The sequence below is a fragment of the Alloalcanivorax sp. genome, from assembly GCF_964221125.1.
GTDB lineage: Bacteria > Pseudomonadota > Gammaproteobacteria > Pseudomonadales > Alcanivoracaceae > Alloalcanivorax > Alloalcanivorax venustensis.
The window spans coordinates 1-4619 of sequence record NZ_CAXPXK010000007.1 but is presented as its reverse complement, the minus strand read 5'-3'; the positions used below and the strand labels follow the sequence as shown (position 1 = coordinate 4619).

General features: G+C 67.7%; 6 protein-coding genes. All 6 read right to left on the bottom strand.

Translation table 11 applies throughout. The annotated features are described in order from the left end of the window. A partial coding sequence (locus ACEQZD_RS00720) for a PrkA family serine protein kinase (RefSeq protein WP_370183386.1) occupies positions 1-943 on the bottom strand: 943 nt, incomplete at its 3' end. A 399-nt stretch (positions 944-1342) separates the two neighbouring features. Next, the gene (locus ACEQZD_RS00715; protein ID WP_142947305.1) at positions 1343-2155 is read right to left on the bottom strand and encodes a symmetrical bis(5'-nucleosyl)-tetraphosphatase; all 813 of its coding nucleotides are present in this window, start codon (positions 2153-2155) and stop codon (positions 1343-1345) included. A gap of 10 nt (positions 2156-2165) precedes the next feature. After that, complete coding sequence (gene apaG / locus ACEQZD_RS00710; protein ID WP_142947304.1) at positions 2166-2570, bottom strand: Co2+/Mg2+ efflux protein ApaG; 405 nt, start codon at positions 2568-2570, stop codon at positions 2166-2168. Beyond that, the gene (rsmA, locus tag ACEQZD_RS00705) at positions 2567-3379 is read right to left on the bottom strand and encodes a 16S rRNA (adenine(1518)-N(6)/adenine(1519)-N(6))-dimethyltransferase RsmA (RefSeq protein ID WP_142947303.1); all 813 of its coding nucleotides are present in this window, start codon (positions 3377-3379) and stop codon (positions 2567-2569) included. The genes apaG and rsmA overlap by 4 nt, the downstream gene beginning before the upstream one ends. Next, the gene (gene pdxA / locus ACEQZD_RS00700) at positions 3376-4371 is read right to left on the bottom strand and encodes a 4-hydroxythreonine-4-phosphate dehydrogenase PdxA (RefSeq protein WP_370183384.1); all 996 of its coding nucleotides are present in this window, start codon (positions 4369-4371) and stop codon (positions 3376-3378) included. Before pdxA ends, rsmA begins: the two co-directional genes overlap by 4 nt. After that, positions 4368-4619: peptidylprolyl isomerase (locus tag ACEQZD_RS00695; RefSeq protein ID WP_370183383.1), on the bottom strand; the 252-nt coding region annotated here is incomplete at its 5' end. The genes pdxA and ACEQZD_RS00695, both read right to left, overlap by 4 nt.

Genomic DNA, 4619 nt, shown 5'->3' with positions numbered 1-4619 from the left:
CTTCGTTGTTCTTGTTGTGGCGGAAGGTCTGCCACTCGGCTTCGTTGGAGTGCGCCAGCACGATGCCGTCGAACGGAATCGCGCCCATGTGCTCGGTGCCGTTGTAGTTGCCCTCCTGGGTGGCGGTGAGCAACGGGTGCAGCACCTTGATCGGCGCCTTGAACATTTCCACGAACTCGAGCAGCCCCTGGTTGGCCCGGCACAGGCCGCCGGAAAAGCTGTAGGCGTCCGGGTCTTCCTGGGCGAATTCCTCCAGCTTGCGGATGTCCACCTTGCCCACCAGGGACGAGATGTCCTGGTTGTTTTCATCGCCGGGCTCGGTCTTGGCCACCGCCACCTGGTCGAGAATCGACGGGTAGCGGCGCACCACGCGGAACTGGCTCAGGTCGCCGCCGTAGTCCTTCAGGCGCTTCACCGCCCAGGGCGACATGATGGTGCGCACATAGCGGCGCGGAATGCCGTACTCCTCTTCCAGAATCGGGCCGTCCTCTTCGGCGTCGAACAGGCACAGCGGCGATTCGTTCACCGGCGAATCCTTGATGGCGTAGAACGGCACCTTCTGCATCAGCGCCTTGAGCTTTTCCGCCAGTGAGGACTTGCCGCCGCCCACCGGGCCGAGCAGATACAGAATCTGTTTCTTCTCTTCCAGGCCCTGAGCCGCGTGGCGGAAGTAACTGACGATGTTTTCGATTACGTCTTCCAGACCGTAGAACTCGTCGAAGGCCGGGTAGCGGCGGATCATTTTGTTGGAAAAAATCCGCGACAGGCGGGGGTCCTTGGAGGTGTCCACCAGCTCCGGCTCGCCGATGGCCATCAGCATACGTTCGGGGGCGGACGCGTAGACACCGGGGTCGCTTTTACAGAGGGCGAGATACTCTTCCAGGGACATCTCGTCTTCCTGGCCTGCTTCGAACCGGGCCTGATAGTGACGGAGAATACTCATGCTTTACTCCCTCCTGGCGGTGTGCCGCGCCTGCGGTGTGCCGCGAGACAAGTACGTATGGCGATACGTGTGAAAACTGTGTTCGGGGAAAAACCATGCGAGTTTCGTTCCAATCGCAAGGGGAACGAACGGGAAAAGGGTAAAAGCGGGCCCCGGTGCCGGTCGGCGGCACGAAAAAGGAGACTAAGGGTCCACGCCTGACGCATTCGGACGCTCCTGGCCGGCGGGCTGGCGCCGGCGGCTTAAGCGGGCGGAATCGAATCACTTCGGTTCTAGCATGGCGCTAAAACGAAAGCCAAGTCAAAAGCAAAAAATTTTTCCGGCGGGAACTTTTTTTATAAATAAACCAATTGTGGCGGGCGCGTTAATAACGCGCGAAGACGGCGCCGCCGGGCGGGGTCAGTGGCAGGCGCACTGAAAGCGGCGGCCGTCCTCCAGGCGCAGGGCGGTCAGGCAGCCGCCCCAGACGCAGCCGGTATCCAGGGCTTCCACCCCGGCGGTGCCGGTGCGGCCCTCCAGGGCGGCCCAGTGGCCGAACAGCACGCGGACGTCCCGTTCACGGCGCTGTGGGTGTTCAAACCAGGGCATAAAGCCGGCCGGTGGCTGGTCCGGCTCGCCCTTGCTGCCCAGGTCCAGCTCGCCGGCGTCGTTGACGAAGCGCATGCGGGTGAAATAGTTGGTGATCACCCGCCAGCGGTCGGTGCCTTCCAGGCCGTCGTGCCAGCCGGCGGGGCTGTTGCCGTACATGTTGGCGAAGAACGCCTCGGCCTTGTCCGGCGACGCCAGCACGGTTTCCACTTCCAGGGCGCGGGCGCGGGCCTCGTCCAGCCGCCACAGCGGCGGCAGGCCGGCGTGGGTCATCACCGCCTGGAATTCGGGCACCTCCACCAGCAGCGGCCGGCTCTGCAGCCAGCCCAGCAGGTCATCCCGGTCCGGGGCGTCCAGAATCGGCTGCAGGGTGTCCTTGCTCTTCAGGCCGGCGTGGCCGTGGGACGCCGCCAGCAGGTGCAGGTCGTGGTTGCCCAGCACCACGCGGACGTTGTCCCGCAGCTGGTACACCCGGCGCAGGGCGCCCAGCGAGTCCGGGCCGCGGTTGACCAGGTCGCCGGCCAGCAGCAGCCGGTCGCGGTCCGGGTTGAAACCGATCTCATCGAGAAGGGCGTCGAAGGGGGCCAGGCAGCCCTGCAGGTCGCCGATCGCGTAGGTACTCATGGCCGGCCCCTCAGTGCAGCGCGCGCGGCACGGCGAGGGTGAAGGCGGGCACTTCCGCGTCGAAGCAGGTGCCATCTTCGGCGATCATCTGGTAACTGCCTTCCATGGTGCCCACTTCGGTTTCCAGGATGGCGCCGCTGGAGTAATGAAACTCCTGGCCCGGCGCGATGCTGGGCTGTTCGCCCACCACGCCTTCACCGTGCACCTCGCGGGAGCGTTCCTCGCCGTCGGTGATCACCCAGTGACGGGTGAGCAGACGCGCGGTTACCGCGCCCCGGTTGAGGATGCGGATGTGGTAGGCGAACACCCAGCGCTGGCCGTCCTCGTCGCTCTGATCGGGCAGATACTCGGTTTCCACGGTGACCTGCATGCGGTAGCGGTCGGTATCGATGGCGGTGTCGTCCACGGCGGTCATGGCGTCGGCTCCTTGGTTGTTCCGGGTCCCGGCTTCGGCGCGGTGGCGTTGGCCAGGGTCACGTAGTCCGCGACGGACAGGTGATCCGGGCGCAGGCCGGGATCGATGCCGGCGGTGTCGAACACCTCCGGGGCGATCAGTGTTTTCAGGCTGTTGCGGATCGCCTTGCGGCGCTGGCTGAACGCCTGCGCCACCAGCCGGCTCAGCCAGGCCGGGTCATCCGCCGGCCACGGCGGGCGGGCGTAGGGAATCAGGCGCACCACGGCGGAATCCACCTTGGGGGGCGGTTGAAACGCCCCGGGCGGCACCGGAAACAGGTAATCCGCCTGACAATGATACTGCACCATCACCGACAGGCGCCCGTAATCCTTGCCGCCGGGGGCGGCGGTGAGCCGCTCCACCACTTCCTTCTGCAGCATGAAGGTCATGTCGGCGATGGCGCCGGTCTGCGCCAGCAGGTGGAAAATCAGCGGTGTGGAGATGTTGTAGGGCAGATTGCCGACCACCCGCAACGGGCCTTGCTCGGCGAGGGCGGTGAAGTCGAAACGCAGGGCGTCGCTCTGGTGGATGGTGAGGCGGTCTTCCGGCACCTGGTCGCGCAGCCGGCCGATCAGGTCCCGGTCCAGTTCCACCACCGTCAGGTGCGCCACCTGTTCCAGCAGCGGGAACGTCAGGGCGCCCTGGCCGGGGCCGATTTCCACCACGGTCTCGCCGTCGCGGGGCGCCACCGAGCGCACCAGCCGGTCGATGATCTCGGCGTCGTGCAGGAAGTGCTGGCCGAAGCGTTTGCGGGCGCGATGTTCGCTCATGGGCTCTCCTGGCCTTCGGTGCGGGCGGCCAGATCCGCCGCCAGGCGGGTGGCGGCCAGCAGGCTGCCGGCGCGGGCCCGGCCGGTGCCGGCCAGGTCGAAGGCGGTGCCGTGGTCCACCGAGGTGCGGATGAACGGCAGCCCCAGGGTCAGGTTCACCGCCTCGCCGAAGCCGGCGTATTTCAGCACCGGCAGGCCCTGGTCGTGGTACATGGCGAGCACCGCGTCGTGTTGCGCCAGCAGGTCCGGTTGGAAGGCGGTGTCCGCCGGCACCGGGCCGGTCAGCTGCAGGCCCTGGTCGCGCAGGCGCGCCAGGGTGGGAATGATCACATCCAGTTCCTCGCGGCCCAGGTGGCCGCCTTCGCCGGCGTGGGGGTTGAGCCCCAGCACCAGAATTCGGGGGCGCGGCAGGGCGAACTTGCGGCGCAGGTCGTCGTGCAGGATGGTCAGGGTGCGCGTCAGGGCGGCGTCGGTGATGGCCGCCGGCACCCGCGCCAGGGGCAGGTGGGTGGTGGCCAGCGCCACCCGCAGGTCGCCGGCGGTAAGCATCATCACCACCTGGTCGACGCCGGCCCGCTCGGCCAGGAATTCGGTGTGGCCGGTGAAGGCGGGGTCGGCGCCGTCACAGATGATGTTCTTGGCCACCGGCGCGGTGACCATGGCGGCGAAGGTGCCGTCCAGGCAGCCGTCGGCGGCCCGCTCCAGCATCGCCAGGGTGCCGGCGCCGGTGGCCGGGTCAGGCTGTCCGGCGGTCACGGTGGCGCCGGCCGGACAGTGCCACAGCACGGCGCCGTGCTCCGGCGCGGGCCGGCCCGGCGCCCATTCCGGCAACGGCAGTTCCAGGCCGAGCGCGGCGGCCCGCGCCGCCAGCACGTCACGGTCGGCGAGCAGCACCAGGGGCAGGTCCGGCAGGGCCGCGGGCAGCGCGGCCAGCAGGTCCGGGCCGATGCCGGCCGGATCGCCGGCGGTGATGGCGATCGGGCGCCGTTTCATGATTGCAGGCGGATATCCACGTAGGCTTCCGCGCGCTGCTCCTGCAGCCAGGTTTGCAGCTCTTCGTCGAAGCGGCGCTTCTGCAGCGCCTTGCGGGCCTGCAGCTCGCGGAACTGGTCGCTCATGTCCGCTTCCCGGGTCTCTTCCACGCGCAGGAAGTGCCAACCGAACTGGCTTTCGAACACCGGTGACAGCTGGCCGGGCGGGGTTTCCACCATCATCTGCTCGAACTCGGGCACCATTTCGCC